The organism is Pseudomonas sp. MDT1-16 (assembly GCF_054898115.1).
Genome location: NZ_CM142717.1, coordinates 235,319 through 251,303, shown reverse-complemented (window position 1 = coordinate 251,303; position 15,985 = coordinate 235,319). Strand labels below are relative to the sequence as shown.

17 protein-coding genes are annotated in these 15,985 nt (G+C 56.5%); 14 read left to right on the top strand and 3 right to left on the bottom strand.

The annotated features are described in order from the left end of the window. Positions 1 to 3: 3 nt before the first annotated feature. Genes recF through dnaA form a run of 3 tightly spaced genes read right to left on the bottom strand, consistent with a single transcriptional unit; the run spans position 4 to position 3,791 of the window. Positions 4 to 1,107, bottom strand: coding sequence for a DNA replication/repair protein RecF (gene recF / locus ACYZT3_RS01105; protein ID WP_008007898.1), 1,104 nt, complete (start codon positions 1,105 to 1,107; stop codon positions 4 to 6). Between the two features lie 20 nt (positions 1,108 to 1,127). Further along, positions 1,128 to 2,231 (bottom strand): DNA polymerase III subunit beta, encoded by a 1,104-nt coding sequence (gene dnaN / locus ACYZT3_RS01100; RefSeq protein WP_017341709.1) that lies wholly within the window; start codon positions 2,229 to 2,231, stop codon positions 1,128 to 1,130. 39 nt (positions 2,232 to 2,270) lie between these two features. Then, complete coding sequence (gene dnaA / locus ACYZT3_RS01095) at positions 2,271 to 3,791, bottom strand: chromosomal replication initiator protein DnaA (protein WP_282379766.1); 1,521 nt, start codon at positions 3,789 to 3,791, stop codon at positions 2,271 to 2,273. Positions 3,792 to 4,358: 567 nt separating this feature from the next. Between dnaA and rpmH the strand changes: the two genes are divergently transcribed. The 14 genes from rpmH to ACYZT3_RS01025 all read left to right on the top strand — a co-directional run bounded on the left by rpmH (position 4,359) and on the right by ACYZT3_RS01025 (position 15,979). Beyond that, positions 4,359 to 4,493, top strand: coding sequence for a 50S ribosomal protein L34 (rpmH, locus tag ACYZT3_RS01090; RefSeq protein WP_003213577.1), 135 nt, complete (start codon positions 4,359 to 4,361; stop codon positions 4,491 to 4,493). Positions 4,494 to 4,509: 16 nt separating this feature from the next. Next, complete coding sequence (gene rnpA, locus ACYZT3_RS01085) at positions 4,510 to 4,911, top strand: ribonuclease P protein component (protein WP_027926203.1); 402 nt, start codon at positions 4,510 to 4,512, stop codon at positions 4,909 to 4,911. Then, on the top strand, positions 4,904 to 5,149 hold the full coding sequence (gene yidD / locus ACYZT3_RS01080; protein ID WP_074872215.1) for a membrane protein insertion efficiency factor YidD: 246 nt from the start codon (positions 4,904 to 4,906) through the stop codon (positions 5,147 to 5,149). The genes rnpA and yidD overlap by 8 nt, the downstream gene beginning before the upstream one ends. Positions 5,150 to 5,151: 2 nt before the next feature. After that, the gene (gene yidC, locus ACYZT3_RS01075; RefSeq protein WP_462031328.1) at positions 5,152 to 6,837 is read left to right on the top strand and encodes a membrane protein insertase YidC; all 1,686 of its coding nucleotides are present in this window, start codon (positions 5,152 to 5,154) and stop codon (positions 6,835 to 6,837) included. 79 nt (positions 6,838 to 6,916) lie between these two features. Continuing rightward, positions 6,917 to 8,287: a tRNA uridine-5-carboxymethylaminomethyl(34) synthesis GTPase MnmE gene (gene mnmE, locus ACYZT3_RS01070; protein ID WP_282379777.1), complete on the top strand. Its 1,371-nt coding sequence runs from the start codon at positions 6,917 to 6,919 to the stop codon at positions 8,285 to 8,287. A gap of 550 nt (positions 8,288 to 8,837) precedes the next feature. Then, complete coding sequence (gene mnmG / locus ACYZT3_RS01065) at positions 8,838 to 10,730, top strand: tRNA uridine-5-carboxymethylaminomethyl(34) synthesis enzyme MnmG (RefSeq protein ID WP_462031327.1); 1,893 nt, start codon at positions 8,838 to 8,840, stop codon at positions 10,728 to 10,730. Beyond that, positions 10,727 to 11,371, top strand: a complete 645-nt coding sequence (rsmG, locus tag ACYZT3_RS01060; protein WP_282379779.1) for a 16S rRNA (guanine(527)-N(7))-methyltransferase RsmG — start codon at positions 10,727 to 10,729, stop codon at positions 11,369 to 11,371. The genes mnmG and rsmG overlap by 4 nt, the downstream gene beginning before the upstream one ends. An 18-nt stretch (positions 11,372 to 11,389) precedes the next feature. Then, entirely contained in the window at positions 11,390 to 12,187 is a 798-nt protein-coding gene (locus ACYZT3_RS01055) for a ParA family protein (RefSeq protein WP_282379780.1), read from the top strand. Positions 12,188 to 12,196: 9 nt separating this feature from the next. Further along, complete coding sequence (locus ACYZT3_RS01050) at positions 12,197 to 13,069, top strand: ParB/RepB/Spo0J family partition protein (RefSeq protein ID WP_077748853.1); 873 nt, start codon at positions 12,197 to 12,199, stop codon at positions 13,067 to 13,069. A gap of 148 nt (positions 13,070 to 13,217) precedes the next feature. Then, entirely contained in the window at positions 13,218 to 13,625 is a 408-nt protein-coding gene (locus tag ACYZT3_RS01045) for a F0F1 ATP synthase subunit I (protein ID WP_007948092.1), read from the top strand. Positions 13,626 to 13,641: 16 nt separating this feature from the next. After that, complete coding sequence (gene atpB / locus ACYZT3_RS01040; protein ID WP_282379783.1) at positions 13,642 to 14,511, top strand: F0F1 ATP synthase subunit A; 870 nt, start codon at positions 13,642 to 13,644, stop codon at positions 14,509 to 14,511. A gap of 134 nt (positions 14,512 to 14,645) precedes the next feature. Further along, positions 14,646 to 14,903: a F0F1 ATP synthase subunit C gene (gene atpE, locus ACYZT3_RS01035; protein ID WP_002555987.1), complete on the top strand. Its 258-nt coding sequence runs from the start codon at positions 14,646 to 14,648 to the stop codon at positions 14,901 to 14,903. Between the two features lie 56 nt (positions 14,904 to 14,959). After that, positions 14,960 to 15,430 (top strand): F0F1 ATP synthase subunit B, encoded by a 471-nt coding sequence (locus tag ACYZT3_RS01030; RefSeq protein ID WP_008027535.1) that lies wholly within the window; start codon positions 14,960 to 14,962, stop codon positions 15,428 to 15,430. A gap of 12 nt (positions 15,431 to 15,442) precedes the next feature. Beyond that, positions 15,443 to 15,979, top strand: a complete 537-nt coding sequence (locus ACYZT3_RS01025; RefSeq protein ID WP_282379784.1) for a F0F1 ATP synthase subunit delta — start codon at positions 15,443 to 15,445, stop codon at positions 15,977 to 15,979. Positions 15,980 to 15,985: the final 6 nt, after the last annotated feature.

Below are 15,985 nucleotides of genomic sequence, written 5' to 3'. Positions count from 1 at the left end.
CCTTCACTCCCGATGGTCGTGGGTCTGGGTGATACGGCCCTGTTCCACGTGGAACAGAGCGACTGGCGTTTCCGTCTGCCAGCCTTCCCTCAATAATTCGTGATCTACACAGGTGATAAACACCTGGCAGCGTAAGTCTTCCAGCAAGCGGCAAAGCGCGCGACGGTGGTGCTCGTCCAGTTCGGACGGCAGGTCATCCACCAGATAAATACACTGGCCGCGTCGGGCCTGGCTGACCAAGTGCCCTTGGGCAATCCGCAAAGCACAGACCACCAGCTTCTGCTGACCGCGGGACAAGATGTCCGCGGCATTGTGTGCGCCCAATCTAAGACGCAAATCAGCACGCTGTGGTCCTGCCTGGGTATGACCCATTTGCTGATCGCGCTGAAGGGACCCGGCGAGCACTGCACTCAGTTCGCGGTCTTTGTCCCAACCTCGGTAATAGCTGAGCGTTAAGCCCTCGAGCTCAACCAGTTCGCTCAAGGTCTGTTCAAAGACTGGTTTCAAGGCTTTGATATAAGCGCGGCGGTATTCATCGATTTCTGCGCTGGCCTGGCACAGTTCCCTGTCCCAAACTGCTTGCGAAACGGCGTCAAGTGTACCATGCCGCAGCCAAGAGTTTCTCTGGCGCAGGGCCTTCTGCAAGCGCTGCCAGGTGGACATGAATCGTGGTTCCACGTGGAACACGCCCCAGTCGAGAAACTGCCGACGAATCTTCGGCGCGCCTTCCAGCAATCGGAAACTGTCAGGGTTGATCAATTGCAGCGGCAGGATTTCCGCCAGTTGCGCCGCGCTGCGGGCGTTCTGCCCGTCGATGCGGATCTGAAACTCCCCTTGGCGGTCGCGGGAGATCCCCAAGGCGCTGTGCCCGCCCTCGGCCAATTCAACCTGGCCAAACACCGTGCACGCCAATTGCTCGTACTGAATGACCGGAAGAAGACGGCTGCTACGAAACGAACGGGCAAGCCCCAGCAGGTGAATGGCTTCCAGAACACTGGTTTTGCCGCTGCCGTTGGCGCCGTAAAGGATGTTGATTCGGGGGGAGGGGGAGAAGGTCACCGGGTGCAGATTGCGCACCGCGGTGACCGAGACGCGACTTAAGGACATCTAGCTTCTGCTGAGCATGATTACAGACGCATCGGCATGACAACGTAAGCCGAGTCGTCGTTGTCGGACTCTTGCACCAGCGCACTGCTGTTGGAGTCGGACAGGATCAGACGAACCTGCTCGGTGGTCATCACGCCCAGCACGTCGAGCAGATAACTCACGTTGAAGCCGATTTCCAGATTGCCGCCGTTGTATTCAACGCCCACTTCTTCTTCCGCTTCTTCCTGCTCCGGGTTGTTCGCCTGAATTTTCAGCTGGCCGTTAGCCAGTTGCAGACGGATGCCGCGGTACTTCTCGTTGGACAAAATCGCGGTGCGGCTGAAGGCTTCTCGCAGGGCCTGGCGATCGCCGAGTACCAGTTTGTCACCGCCCTTAGGCAGGACGCGCTCGTAGTCAGGGAATTTGCCGTCGACCAGTTTCGAGGTGAAGGTGAATTCGCCGGTGGTGGCGCGGATGTGGTGTTGACCCAGCACGATGCTGACGATGCCGTCCGGTTCGGTCAGCAGGCGCGCCAGCTCGAGAATACCTTTGCGCGGAACGATGACCTGATGACGATCCGGCTGACCGATATCGGCCTGCATTGAGCACATGGCCAGGCGGTGACCGTCAGTGGCCACGGCGCGGATGATGCCAGCCGAAACTTCCAGCAACATACCGTTGAGGTAGTAACGCACGTCCTGCTGGGCCATCGCGAAACTGGTGCGTTCGATCAGACGCCGCAGTTTGCTTTGCTCAAGGCTGCAGGTCAGCGAGCCTGGGCCTTCTTCCACAGTCGGGAAGTCATTGGCCGGCAGTGTCGACAGGGTGAAGCGGCTACGGCCGGCCTTCACCACGAGCTTCTGCTCGTCGACCTTGATGTCGATCAGCGCATCGTTCGGCAAGCTCTTGCAGATGTCCATCAGCTTGCGCGCAGGCACAGTGATGGAACCTGGATCCGCAGGCTCTTCGAGTTGCACACGACCGACCAGCTCGACTTCCAGGTCGGTACCGGTCAGCGACAGTTGCTGGCCTTCGACAACCAGCAGCACGTTGGAGAGCACCGGCAAGGTCTGTCGGCGCTCGACGACGCCTGCGACCAGTTGCAGGGGTTTCAACAGGGCTTCGCGTTGAATGGTGAAATGCATGGTCTCGTCCCTTGCCTTAATAAGCTGCGCTGGTGTTCATCAAGTGGTCAGTGTACGCAGCAGGTTCTTGTAGTCCTCGCGGATGTCCGCGTCGGATTCCTTGAGTTCGTTGATCTTGCGGCAGGCGTGCAAAACAGTCGTGTGGTCTCGGCCGCCAAACACGTCGCCGATTTCCGGCAAGCTGTGGTTGGTCAGTTCTTTGGACAAAGCCATGGCGACCTGACGCGGACGAGCTACCGAGCGCGAACGACGTTTAGACAGCAAGTCGGAGATCTTGATCTTGTAGTACTCAGCGACAGTGCGCTGAATGTTATCCACAGACACCAGTTTGTCTTGCAGTGCCAACAGATCTTTCAGGGATTCGCGAATCAGCTCGATGGTGATATCGCGGCCCATGAAGTGCGAGTGGGCGATCACGCGTTTGAGCGCGCCTTCCAGCTCACGGACATTGGAACGGATACGCTGGGCGATGAAGAACGCCGCGTCATGGGGCAGATCGACTTTGGCCTGATCGGCCTTTTTCATCAGGATCGCCACGCGGGTTTCCAGCTCCGGTGGCTCGACGGCGACCGTCAGGCCCCAACCGAAACGGGATTTGAGTCGCTCTTCGAGGCCTTCGATTTCTTTCGGGTAGCGGTCACTGGTAAGAATGACCTGCTGGCCACCTTCAAGCAGGGCGTTAAAGGTGTGGAAAAACTCTTCCTGGGAACGCTCTTTGCGGGCGAAGAACTGAATGTCATCGATCAACAACGCATCCACCGAACGGTAGAAGCGCTTGAACTCGTTGATCGCGTTCAGCTGCAAGGCCTTGACCATGTCCGCCACAAACCGCTCGGAATGCAGGTACACGACCTTGGCATTCGGATTCTTCTTTAATAGGTGGTTACCCACAGCGTGCATCAAATGGGTTTTACCCAAGCCGACGCCACCATAAAGGAAGAGCGGGTTGTAACCGTGCTTCGGGTTGTCCGCCACTTGCCAGGCCGCAGCCCGTGCCAGTTGGTTGGACTTGCCCTCGACGAAGTTTTCGAAGGTGAAGGTGCGGTTCAGGTAGCTGGTGTGCTTGAGCGCGCCTTCGACCTGCACCGTGCGCTGTTCGGCGCGAATCGGTGCCTGTTGCGAACTGGCACCGGCCATCGGGTCGAAGCTGTCACGTGAAGGCTCTTCATTAACCTCGGCAATTTTTTGCGTCGAACGCTTGGCCGAGGCGGCTACCGAGGATGGCGCCGGAGCGCTGACAGGTGCTTGTGCAGCCTGAGCCTGTGAGGCAGCGGCGGCCAACGGAGCATTCGGGGCGGCACGCGGTGCCGAACTGCGTTTGCTGCCTATTAATAAGGAAAGCGCCGGCGCTGTGCCATTGCCCTGCTCATCCAGCAGTTCAAGGACGCGGCCCAGGTACTTCTCGTTGACCCAGTCGAGAACAAAACGATTCGGTGCGTAAACACGCAACTCGTCGCCTTCGGCTTCGACCTGTAGTGGACGGATCCAAGTGTTGAATTGTTGGGCAGGCAGCTCATCGCGCAAAAGCTCCACGCACTGCTGCCAAAGTTCCACTGACACGGATATCCCCTAAGTTGAAAGCCGGTGAGGCAAAAACAAGCGGCCATTGTAGCCGACCAGACGCCGACTTATCCACATGAAGGTTGTTCACTGCCCAAGAAGAATCAGTGCCTTATACGGAAAAAAGGCGACCAATGGTCTGTGCATAAGCTCTGTGGATAACCGGGTCTAAGGTCGTTGCACAAGTGGGGGCTAAACACGGTGGATAACCGTCCTGTGGATAAGTACCCCTTTCACACACAGCTTATCCGATAGCGCAGCACAGGCTGAACACCGTTTTCCACCGTAGTTGTCATTCTCTGTACATCACGTCTTTAAAGGGCCAATGGCAGTTATCCACAGAAGATCGTGTCCCTAGCTTTTATAAGCTTTACAAAAAAGCTTTAAATACTTTCCTTCTTTATTTCTATATCTAGCGGAGACCCCCGGCTCGAAAAACGGCTGGAGATCTATTTATAAGGAAACGCTGGTTGGAAATTGACCTAGAGGCTTGCTTTCTCTAGAATCCCCGGTCTCTTAAAACGGGGGCCATTCCGGCCCGTTGTGGACGAACCAGGTAACACGACAATGAAACGTACTTTCCAACCAAGCACTATCAAACGCGCTCGTACCCACGGTTTCCGTGCTCGCATGGCCACCAAAAACGGTCGTGCCGTCCTGTCGCGTCGTCGCGCCAAAGGTCGTGCGCGTCTGGCAGTTTGATAATCCGGCACTGGAGGTGAGTCAGGACTTCAGTCGGGAAAAGCGCCTGCTTACTCCCCGGCATTTCAAGGCAGTCTTTGACTCCCCTACCGGCAAGGTTCCGGGGAAAAATCTCCTGCTCCTTGCGCGCAACAACGATCTTGATCACCCCCGTCTCGGGCTGGTTATCGGGAAAAAGAGCGTAAAGCTCTCCGTCGAGCGCAATCGCCTCAAACGTCTGATGCGCGAATCGTTCCGTCTGCACCAGGATTCACTGGTCGGCTGGGACATTGTTATCGTCGCGCGCAAAGGTTTGGGGGACGTAGAAAACCCCGAATTGATTCAGCATTTCGGCAAACTCTGGAAGCGTCTGGCACGCAGCACGCCAGTACCAGCAGTCAAAACCGAAACTGTAGGGGTAGACAGTCCCGATGCGTAAACTGGCACTCGTTCCGATCCAGTTTTATCGCTATGCCATTAGTCCTCTGATGGCCAGTCACTGTCGCTTCTACCCCAGTTGTTCCTGCTACGCGTATGAAGCCATAGAAAATCATGGCCTTCTGCGCGGTGGCTGGCTGGCCTTTCGTCGTTTAGGTCGCTGTCATCCGTGGAATCCCGGTGGTTATGACCCGGTTCCATCTATCCCTACCTCCCGTTCTTCTTCGATGGCCGAGTAATCATGGATATCAAACGCACGATCCTGATCGTCGCCCTGGCAATCGTGACCTACGTTATGGTTCTTAAATGGAACCAGGACTATGGCCAGGCTGCCCTGCCGACTCAGAATGTTGCTTCCAGTACTACCGCACCGGGTTTACCGGATACGGCGACTGGCAATAATGCTTCTGTCAGTGACGACATTCCACGCGCCGCAAGCGAAACCAGTGCCACTGCACCTGCTGAAATGCCAGTGGCTGCAAGCAAAGACCTCATCCAGATCAAAACGGATGTACTCAACCTGGCAATCGATCCACAAGGTGGCGATGTTGCCCAGTTGACCTTGCCGCTGTATCCACGTCGCCAGGACCATCCGGACATTCCATTCCAGCTGTTCGATAACGGCAACGAACGGACTTATCTGGCCCAGAGCGGTTTGATCGGCACCAACGGTCCAGACGCAAATCCTGCAGGTCGTCCGGTTTACTCCTCGGAGAAGAAGGTTTACCAACTGGCTGACGGTCAGGACCAATTGGTCGTAGACCTGAAGTTCAGCAAGGACGGCGTCAACTACATCAAGCGTTTCACCGTGAAACGTGGCCTGTATGACGTAACCGTTTCCTACCTGATCGATAACCAGAGCGCTCAGCCCTGGTCCGGTGCAATGTTCGCGCAGTTGAAGCGTGACGCCAGCTCCGATCCTTCTTCCAGCACGGCCACCGGCACCGCGACTTACCTGGGCGCCGCCCTGTGGACAAGTAACGAGCCGTACAAGAAAGTGTCGATGAGCGACATGGACAAGGCTCAGCTGAAAGAAACCGTAACCGGTGGTTGGGTTGCCTGGTTGCAGCACTACTTCGTGACCGCATGGATTCCGGCCAAGGGCGAAAATAACGTCGTCCAGACCCGTAAAGACAGCAAAGGCAACTACATCATCGGCTACACCGCCCCGGCGATGACTGTCGCGCCAGGTGCAAAAGCCGAGACCAGCGCCGTTCTGTACGCCGGTCCGAAAAGCCAGGCTGTGTTGAAAGAGTTGTCCCCAGGTCTGGAACTGACCGTCGACTACGGCATTCTGTGGTTCATTGCCCAGCCAATTTTCTGGCTGCTGCAGCACATCCACGCGCTGGTCGGTAACTGGGGCTGGTCGATTATCTTCCTGACCATGCTGATCAAAGGGATCTTCTTCCCGCTGTCGGCTGCCAGCTACAAATCCATGGCGCGCATGCGTGCAGTGGCACCAAAACTGGCCGCGCTGAAAGAGCAACATGGCGACGACCGGCAGAAAATGTCGCAATCCATGATGGAGCTGTACAAGAAAGAGAAGATCAATCCGCTGGGTGGCTGCTTGCCAATCCTCGTGCAGATGCCGGTTTTCCTTTCGCTGTACTGGGTTCTGCTGGAAAGCGTTGAAATGCGCCAAGCGCCGTTCATGCTGTGGATTACTGACCTGTCGATCAAGGATCCGTTCTTCATTCTGCCGATCATCATGGGTGTAACCATGTTTATCCAGCAGCAGTTGAACCCGACTCCTCCGGATCCGATGCAGGCCAAGGTGATGAAGATGATGCCAATCATCTTCACCTTCTTCTTCCTGTGGTTCCCGGCGGGTCTGGTGCTGTACTGGGTAGTGAACAACTGCCTATCGATCGCCCAACAGTGGTACATCACTCGTAAGATCGAAGCGGCTACCAAAGCAGCTGCCTGATTTACACTGTGGATAACCACTCAAAACGCCCCCTAGTGGGGCGTTTTGCTATCTGTCACTTTTGTCTGGATAACGGTTTATGAGCGTTCCTCGTGAAACCATTGCAGCCGTCGCCACCGCTCAAGGTCGTGGCGGTGTAGGCATCGTCCGTATTTCCGGGCCGCTGGCGAGCGTTGCGGCCAAAGCCTTTAGCGGTCGTGAACTCAAGCCGCGATTCGCCCACTACGGCCCATTTCTCAGTGAAAACGATGAGGTTCTGGATCAAGGCATCGCACTGTATTTTCCAGGTCCGAACTCGTTCACCGGTGAAGATGTGCTGGAACTCCAGGGCCATGGCGGTCCGGTAGTTCTGGATATGCTGCTTCAGCGTTGCCTGGAACTCGGCTGCCGATTGGCACGGCCAGGTGAATTTAGCGAGCGCGCGTTCCTCAACGACAAACTAGACCTGGCTCAGGCCGAAGCCATTGCCGACTTGATCGAGGCGAGTTCTGCACAGGCTGCACGAAATGCCCTGCGTTCCTTGCAGGGCGCATTTTCCGAGCGTGTACATAACCTCACCGAGCAACTGATAGGCCTGCGCATCTATGTCGAAGCGGCTATCGACTTCCCTGAAGAAGAAATCGACTTCCTTGCCGATGGCCACGTACTGAGCATGCTCGACAACGTGCGTGACGAGTTATCCACCGTCCTGCGAGAAGCTGGGCAGGGTGCCTTGCTGCGTGACGGGATGACCGTGGTGATTGCGGGCCGGCCGAATGCCGGTAAGTCTAGCTTGCTGAATGCCCTGGCCGGACGAGAAGCAGCGATCGTGACCGAGATTGCCGGCACCACCCGGGACATTCTTCGTGAACATATCCACATCGATGGCATGCCGCTGCACGTGGTCGACACTGCAGGTCTGCGAAATACCGAAGACCAGGTGGAAAAAATCGGCGTCGAACGGGCGTTGAAAGCGATCGGCGAGGCTGATCGTGTGCTGTTGGTGGTCGATGCTACCGCTCCTGAGGCACTTGATCCGTTCGCGTTATGGCCGGAATTCCTGGAAGTCCGTCCGGATCCGGCGAAAGTCACGCTGATCCGCAACAAGGCTGACCTGACTGGCGAAGCCATTGCCCTGGAAATCAGCGAGGATGGCCACGTCACCATCAGCCTGAGCGCCAAGTCTGCAGGTGAAGGGCTGGAATTGCTGCGCGACCACCTCAAGGCCTGCATGGGCTACGAACAGACCTCGGAGAGCAGCTTCAGCGCTCGCAGACGTCACCTTGACGCGTTGCGTCATGCCAGTGCTTCCCTCGAGCACGGCCGTGCGCAGCTGACCCTGGCCGGTGCCGGTGAACTGCTGGCCGAAGATTTGCGCCAGGCTCAGCACTCTTTGGGTGAAATCACCGGTGCATTCAGCTCCGATGACCTTCTGGGACGAATTTTTTCCAGCTTCTGTATCGGTAAATAATCCTTCCGTTGTCCACAGACAGGACATTCGTGCCTGTCTGTTCCTTCCTTTTCCTGAATTCTCCTCCAGTGCCAGGCAGATTCTTTCTGCTTGTGTGGATTTTCCGTGCCCTGGATTTGCCTATTCTGCGTTTTTCTGTGGATTAAGCCCTGTGAATAACTGCCAGTAAGGGCAGTTGATAACAGGGCCTCAAAACTGAAGATAACCGCCCCTGTGGATAACAGCTTCTTTAATCCACAGGCTTAAACCGGTTATCCAAGTGCCTCCTTGGCACATGACCACAGGCTTTTGAATCTCTGTACATATTGAATATAAAGGCCTGTAGAGATCTATCCACAGAAATGTGCCTCAGTAGAAATAAACATAAAAACAAAGATTTAATAAATCTCTCTCTTTTTAATTTCTATAACCGCGACTTTTCCACAGCTGGTTAAATTTTGTGCAAAGGGTTCTTTAGGAAGGGCGAAGTCCCTATACTTGCCGCCCAGGTCCAAAAACCTGAGCTCAAACTATTCCTGATTACCTAACTGAAGCAGGCACGAGGTGCGTGGTGGATTTCCCTTCCCGTTTTGAAGTGATCGTCATCGGCGGCGGTCATGCCGGTACCGAGGCAGCACTGGCCTCAGCACGTATGGGTGCAAAAACCCTGTTGCTGACGCATAACGTGGAAACCCTCGGCGCCATGAGTTGCAACCCCGCCATCGGCGGCATTGGCAAAAGCCACCTGGTCAAGGAAATCGATGCCCTCGGCGGCGCGATGGCCATGGCTACCGACAAAGGTGGTATTCAGTTTCGCGTGTTGAACAGCCGTAAAGGCCCGGCCGTGCGAGCGACTCGCGCTCAGGCTGATCGGGTTCTGTACAAGGCCGCTGTCCGCGAAGCCCTGGAAAACCAGCCGAACCTGTGGATATTTCAACAGGCTGCCGACGACCTGATCGTCGAGCAGGAACAAGTACGCGGTGTTGTCACCCAAATGGGCCTGCGTTTCTTGGCGGACTCCGTGGTGTTGACCACTGGCACCTTCCTCGGTGGACTTATCCACATCGGCATGCAGAATTTTTCCGGTGGCCGTGCCGGTGATCCGCCGTCGATCGCCCTGGCTCACCGATTGCGTGAAATGCCACTGCGGGTTGGTCGACTGAAAACAGGCACACCGCCGCGTATCGACGGTCGTTCTGTGGATTTCTCGGTGATGACCGAGCAAGCCGGCGATACGCCGATCCCGGTGATGTCGTTCATGGGTTTCAAAGAGCAACATCCGAAACAGGTCAGCTGCTGGATTACCCACACCAACGCCCGCACCCACGAAATAATTGCCGCCAACCTTGATCGCTCGCCGATGTATTCCGGTGTGATCGAAGGTATCGGCCCGCGTTACTGCCCGTCGATCGAAGACAAGATCCATCGCTTTGCCGACAAGGAAAGCCATCAGGTCTTCATCGAACCGGAAGGCCTGACGACCAACGAGCTGTACCCGAACGGGATATCCACATCCCTGCCGTTCGACGTGCAACTGCAGATCGTGCAATCGATCCGCGGCATGGAAAACGCGCACATCGTTCGTCCGGGTTACGCCATCGAGTACGACTACTTCGACCCGCGTGACCTGAAGTACAACCTGGAAACCAAAGTCATCGGCGGTCTGTTTTTTGCCGGGCAAATCAACGGCACCACCGGTTACGAAGAAGCCGGCGCCCAAGGTTTGCTGGCCGGGGCCAACGCCGCACTGCGTTCTCAGGGCAAAGATGCCTGGTGCCCGCGTCGCGACGAGGCGTACATCGGAGTGTTGGTCGACGACCTGATTACCTTGGGTACCCAGGAACCGTATCGGATGTTTACGTCCCGCGCCGAATACCGCCTGATCCTGCGCGAAGACAACGCCGACCTGCGCTTGACCGAAAAAGGTCGCGAACTGGGTCTGGTGGACGACGCGCGTTGGGCTGCGTTCTGCACCAAACGCGAAAGCATCACGCTGGAAGAGCAACGCCTGAAAAGTACTTGGGTTCGCCCAGGTACCGAGCAGGGCGATGCGATTTCCGAGAAATTCGGCACGCCGCTGACCCACGAATACAACTTGCTCAATCTGCTGAGCCGTCCGGAAATCGACTACGCTGGTCTGATCGCCGTGACCGGTGGGGGTGCAGAAGACCCGCAAGTCGCCGAGCAGGTCGAAATCAAGACCAAATACGCCGGTTACATCGATCGCCAACAGGATGAAATCGCACGGCTGCGGGCCAGCGAAGACACAAAACTGCCTGTGGATATCGATTACACGAATATTTCCGGTCTCTCCAAAGAGATCCAGAGCAAGCTCGGTGCGACCCGTCCAGAGACCCTGGGCCAGGCGTCGCGTATCCCGGGCGTGACGCCGGCAGCGATTTCGCTGTTGATGATTCATTTGAAAAAACGCGGCGCGGGCCGTCAGTTGGAGCAAAGCGCTTGAGTTCGTTGTTCACCTCGCAACAAGCAGAAGAGTTATCCACAGGTGCTCGCCAGCTCGGTGTCACACTGACAGAAACCCAGCATGCTCAGCTGCTGGGTTATCTGGCCCTGTTGATCAAATGGAACAAGGCGTACAACCTGACCGCCGTACGCGATCCGGATGAAATGGTTTCCCGTCACTTGCTCGATAGTTTGAGCGTGATGTCGTTCGTCGAAAACGGTCGCTGGCTTGACGTTGGCAGCGGTGGCGGCATGCCGGGCATTCCGTTGGCCATCCTGTTTCCAGAGTCCCAAGTGACCTGCCTGGACAGCAACGGCAAGAAAACCCGCTTCCTGACTCAGGTCAAACTCGAACTCAAACTGGATAACCTGCAAGTTATCCACAGTCGCGTCGAAGCCTTTCAGCCTGCACTGCCATTCAACGGGATCATTTCCCGGGCATTCAGCAGCATGGAGAACTTCAGCAACTGGACTCGTCACCTCGGCGACGCCGATACACGTTGGCTGGCAATGAAGGGCGTTCATCCGGCCGATGAGCTGGTAGCATTGCCGGCAGACTTCCACCTCGATAGCGAACACGCCCTGGCCGTACCCGGTTGCCAAGGCCAACGCCATCTGCTGATACTGCGCCGCACGGCATGATTGGGAACACAAGCAAGAATGGCTAAGGTATTCGCGATAGCGAACCAAAAGGGTGGTGTGGGCAAGACCACCACCTGCATCAACCTCGCAGCTTCCCTGGTCGCTACCAAGCGTCGGGTGCTGTTGATTGATCTCGATCCACAGGGCAACGCCACCATGGGTAGCGGTGTGGATAAACACAGCCTGGAAAACTCGGTCTACGACCTGCTGATCGGCGAATGCGATCTGGCCCAGGCCATGCACTACTCCGAGCACGGTGGTTACCAACTGCTGCCGGCCAACCGTGACTTGACCGCGGCCGAAGTGGTTCTGCTGGAAATGCAGATGAAGGAAAGCCGCCTGCGCAGTGCGTTGGCGCCGATCCGTGAAAACTACGATTACATTTTGATCGACTGCCCGCCGTCGCTGTCGATGCTCACGCTTAACGCGCTGGTTGCGGCTGACGGGGTCATTATCCCCATGCAGTGCGAGTACTTCGCGCTCGAAGGCTTGAGCGACCTTGTGGATAACATCAAGCGCATCGCAGAACTGCTGAATCCGAACCTGAAAGTCGAAGGGCTGTTGCGGACCATGTATGACCCGCGCCTGAGCCTGATGAACGATGTTTCGGCGCAGCTCAAGGAACACTTCGGCGAGCAGCTCTACGACACGGTGATTCCGCGCAACATCCGCCTGGCCGAAGCGCCAAGCTATGGCATGCCGGCACTGGCGTACGACAAATCATCGCGGGGCGCCATTGCCTATCTGGCATTGGCCGGCGAGATGGTTCGCCGTCAACGCAAAAACTCACGCACCGCCGCTGCTCAGGCAACTTAAGGAATCCCCATGGCCGTCAAGAAACGAGGTCTCGGACGTGGACTGGATGCACTGCTGAGTGGTCCGACTGTCAGCTCGCTGGAAGAACAAGCGGTGCAGGCAGATCAGCGTGAGCTGCAGCACCTGCCCCTGGACCTGATCCAGCGCGGCAAGTACCAGCCGCGTCGGGACATGGACCCACAAGCCCTGGAAGAGCTGGCACAGTCGATCAAGGCTCAGGGCGTGATGCAGCCGATCGTGGTTCGTCCGATCGGCAGCGGTCGCTTCGAAATCATCGCCGGCGAACGTCGTTGGCGCGCCAGCCAGCAGGCTGGCCAGGAAACCATCCCGGCAATGGTTCGCGATGTGCCGGATGAAACCGCGATCGCCATGGCGCTGATCGAGAACATCCAACGCGAAGACCTCAATCCGATCGAAGAAGCGGTCGCCTTGCAGCGTTTGCAGCAGGAGTTCCAGCTGACTCAGCAGCAAGTGGCCGAAGCGGTGGGCAAATCCCGCGTGACTGTGGCTAACCTGCTACGCTTGATCGCGTTGCCGGAAGTCATCAAAACCATGCTGTCCCACGGCGACCTGGAAATGGGTCATGCCCGTGCTTTGCTCGGTTTGCCGGAGAATCAACAGGTTGAAGGGGCGCGACACGTTGTCGCACGGGGGCTGACGGTGCGCCAGACTGAAGCACTGGTTCGCCAGTGGTTGAGTGGCAAACAGGAACCTGCTGAACCGGTAAAGCAGGACCCGGATATTGCTCGACTCGAACAGCGTCTGGCTGAGCGCCTAGGCTCTGCGGTGCAGATCCGCCACGGGAAAAAGGGGAAGGGGCAGTTGGTGATCGGTTACAACTCCCTCGATGAGCTTCAAGGTGTGCTTGCACACATCCGCTGAAACATTTCCTCATGTAGCGTGCAGTGGGAAATCACTACCTGACAGTTGAATAGGGGCAGAACCGCCCCTATACTCTGCGCGCATTTTGTCGGCACAAATTATGCCAAGTTATTGAATTCTGGCAGCCGATCATTGGGGAGTAGAAACGATGGAGAGCCGCACGCCAAACCGCTTGCCGTTCCATCGCCTGGCAGTTTTTCCGGTATTACTGGCTCAATTTGTCGTTTTGGTACTGGCCGCTTTGGCGCTTTGGTACTGGCATGGAGTCGTAGCCGGGTACTCAGGACTTTGCGGAGGCCTGATAGCCTTGCTGCCCAATGTTTATTTCGCTCACAGGGCATTTCGGTTTTCCGGCGCCCGAGCAGCTCAAGCCATCGTCCGGTCATTTTATGCCGGCGAGGCGGGCAAACTGATTTTGACGGCAGTGCTCTTTGCATTGACGTTTGCAGGTGTGAAGCCATTGGCGCCGCTAGCTGTATTCGGCGTCTTCGTGTTGACCCAACTGGTCAGCTGGTTCGCGCCCCTGCTGATGAGAACAAGACTTTCGAGACCTTAGGGCGTTTGAGGCAACCATGGCAGAGACAACCGCTTCGGGCTATATCCAGCACCACTTGCAGAACCTGACCTTCGGGCAGCTACCTAACGGCGGCTGGGGCTTTGCGCACACCGCAGCAGAAGCCAAGGAAATGGGCTTCTGGGCTTTCCACGTCGATACGCTTGGCTGGTCGGTCGCGTTGGGTCTGATCTTCGTTCTTCTTTTCCGCATGGCGGCGAAGAAGGCGACTTCCGGTCAGCCTGGTGCTTTGCAGAACTTCGTTGAAGTATTGGTCGAATTCGTCGATGGCAGCGTGAAAGACAGCTTCCATGGCCGTAGTCCGGTGATTGCACCACTGGCACTGACCATCTTCGTCTGGGTCTTCCTGATGAACGCCGTCGACCTGATCCCGGTCGACTGGATTCCTCAGCTGGCCATCCTGATCACGGGTGATGCGCACATTCCGTTCCGTGCCGTATCGACCACTGACCCGAACGCTACCCTGGGCATGGCCCTGTCGGTGTTCGCGTTGATCATTTTCTACAGCATCAAGGTCAAGGGCATCGGCGGCTTCATCGGCGAACTGACCCTGCACCCGTTTGGCAGCAAGAATATTTTCCTTCAAGCCCTGCTGATTCCGGTGAACTTCCTGCTGGAGTTCGTGACGCTGATCGCCAAGCCAATTTCGCTGGCACTGCGTCTGTTCGGCAACATGTACGCCGGCGAACTGGTCTTCATTCTGATCGCTGTGATGTTCGGCAGCGGTCTGCTCTGGCTTAGCGGCCTGGGTATAGTTCTGCAGTGGGCGTGGGCTGTGTTCCACATCCTGATCATCACCCTGCAGGCGTTTATCTTCATGATGCTGACCATCGTTTACCTGTCGATGGCGCACGAAGAAAACCATTAAGACCAGTCTCAGACTAGTCTGATGTCCCACTCGGTCAAACGAGTGGGTGCCCGAACAGGGCTATGAAACGATTTGTTTTACCGCTTTAAAATCTAAAAAACCTAAACCATACGACGTAAAAGTCGGGAGGAAAGATGGAAACTGTAGTTGGTCTAACCGCTATCGCTGTTGCACTGTTGATCGGCCTGGGCGCACTGGGTACCGCAATTGGTTTCGGCCTGTTGGGTGGCAAGTTCCTGGAAGGCGCAGCGCGTCAGCCAGAGATGGTTCCAATGCTGCAAGTTAAAATGTTCATCGTTGCCGGTCTGCTCGACGCCGTCACCATGATCGGCGTTGGTATCGCTCTGTTCTTCACCTTCGCGAACCCATTCGTTGGTCAACTCGCTGGCTAATTACTCGAACCTTCGAGTAATGGGTGTGATGTGCAACGAACGAGCGAGGTGTTGGCGTGAACATTAATGCAACCCTGATTGGCCAGTCCGTTGCGTTCTTCATTTTTGTACTGTTTTGCATGAAGTTCGTGTGGCCTCCGGTCATCGCGGCTTTGCACGAACGTCAGAAGAAGATCGCGGATGGACTGGACGCTGCCGCCCGAGCAGCTCGCGACCTGGAGTTGGCCCAAGATAAAGCGGGTCAACAACTGCGCGAAGCTAAAGCTCAGGCAGCCGAAATCATTGAGCAAGCCAAGAAACGCGGTAATCAGATCGTCGAAGAGGCTGTTGAAAAAGCCCGTATCGACGCTGACCGTGTGAAGGTTCAGGCTCAGGCCGAGATCGAGCAGGAACTGAACAGTGTCAAAGACGCGCTGCGTGCCCAATTGGGTGCTCTGGCCGTTGGCGGCGCCGAGAAGATCCTGGGTGCCACAATCGATCAGAACGCGCACGCGGAGCTGGTAAACAAACTGGCTGCTGAAATTTAAGCGAGGGCGATCATGGCAGAATTGACCACGTTGGCCCGACCTTACGCTAAGGCAGCCTTCGAGCACGCCCAGGCCCACCAGCAACTGGCCTCTTGGTCAGCCATGCTCGGCCTGGCTGCAGCAGTGTCGCAAGACGACACCATGCAGCGCGTGCTCAAGGCCCCGCGACTGACGAGCGCAGACAAGGCCGCCACGTTTATTGACGTGTGCGGCGACAAGTTTGATGTGAAGGCACAGAACTTCATTCACGTCGTTGCCGAAAACGACCGTCTCCCGCTGTTGCCGGAGATTGCCGCTCTGTTTGACCTGTACAAGGCCGAACAAGAGAAATCGGTAGACGTTGAAGTCACCAGTGCTTTTGCATTGAACCAAGAACAGCAAGACAAACTCGCCAAGGTTCTCAGTGCACGACTCAACCGGGAAGTGCGCCTGCAAGTCGAGGAAGACAAATCCCTTATTGGGGGCATTGTCATCCGCGCCGGCGACCTGGTAATCGATGGCTCGGTTCGCGGCAAACTCGCGAACCTTGCCGAAGCATTGAAATCTTGAGTTTGA

Bases quoted from the DNA above. Each gene is read 5' to 3' on its own strand.
- ACYZT3_RS01050 (WP_077748853.1), top strand. From the start codon at position 12,197: ATGGCCGTCAAGAAACGAGGTCTCGGACGTGGACTGGATGCACTGCTG.
- ACYZT3_RS01025 (WP_282379784.1), top strand. From the start codon at position 15,443: ATGGCAGAATTGACCACGTTGGCCCGACCTTACGCTAAGGCAGCCTTC.
- yidD (WP_074872215.1), top strand. From the start codon at position 4,904: ATGCGTAAACTGGCACTCGTTCCGATCCAGTTTTATCGCTATGCCATT.
- mnmE (WP_282379777.1), top strand. From the start codon at position 6,917: ATGAGCGTTCCTCGTGAAACCATTGCAGCCGTCGCCACCGCTCAAGGT.
- ACYZT3_RS01055 (WP_282379780.1), top strand. From the start codon at position 11,390: ATGGCTAAGGTATTCGCGATAGCGAACCAAAAGGGTGGTGTGGGCAAG.
- atpB (WP_282379783.1), top strand. From the start codon at position 13,642: ATGGCAGAGACAACCGCTTCGGGCTATATCCAGCACCACTTGCAGAAC.
- recF (WP_008007898.1), bottom strand. From the start codon at position 1,107: ATGTCCTTAAGTCGCGTCTCGGTCACCGCGGTGCGCAATCTGCACCCG.
- yidC (WP_462031328.1), top strand. From the start codon at position 5,152: ATGGATATCAAACGCACGATCCTGATCGTCGCCCTGGCAATCGTGACC.
- atpE (WP_002555987.1), top strand. From the start codon at position 14,646: ATGGAAACTGTAGTTGGTCTAACCGCTATCGCTGTTGCACTGTTGATC.
- dnaN (WP_017341709.1), bottom strand. From the start codon at position 2,231: ATGCATTTCACCATTCAACGCGAAGCCCTGTTGAAACCCCTGCAACTG.
- ACYZT3_RS01045 (WP_007948092.1), top strand. From the start codon at position 13,218: ATGGAGAGCCGCACGCCAAACCGCTTGCCGTTCCATCGCCTGGCAGTT.
- rpmH (WP_003213577.1), top strand. From the start codon at position 4,359: ATGAAACGTACTTTCCAACCAAGCACTATCAAACGCGCTCGTACCCAC.